General features: G+C 61.5%; 1 protein-coding gene. It reads right to left on the bottom strand.

The genetic code is table 11. The annotated features are described in order from the left end of the window. Positions 1 to 330, bottom strand: a 330-nt coding sequence (locus EN862_RS35325; protein ID WP_193771643.1) for an arginase family protein, incomplete at both ends; no start/stop codon positions are given.

Raw genomic sequence — 330 nt, 5'->3', positions numbered from 1 at the left:
GTGAGCCCACCGATCTCCGGCGTCCCCGTGCCAGGGGCGATTCCGGGATCGAGGCTATCGATATCGTAGCTCACGTAGACAGGGCCGTCGCCCATCTGCTGTCGGACTTCGGCCATCAGCGGAGTAAGCGACTTATGCCAGCAGTCTTCCGCCGTGACGACACGGAATCCCTGCCCACGCGGCCAGTCGAAATCTTCGGCGGCGTAACCGGACCCTCTTAGCCCTATCTGAACCACACGCTTGCAGTCCAGAAGACCTTCCTCGACAGCGCGCCGGAACGGTGTTCCATGCGCAATGGCTTCGCCAAACTGATGCTCATTGATGTCGGCG

Origin of the sequence: Mesorhizobium sp. M2E.F.Ca.ET.219.01.1.1, from assembly GCF_004016445.2 — a bacterium.
Classification (GTDB): Bacteria; Pseudomonadota; Alphaproteobacteria; order Rhizobiales; family Rhizobiaceae; genus Mesorhizobium.
The sequence above is the reverse complement of the archived record's forward strand: the minus strand, read 5'-3'. Positions and strand labels throughout refer to the sequence as shown.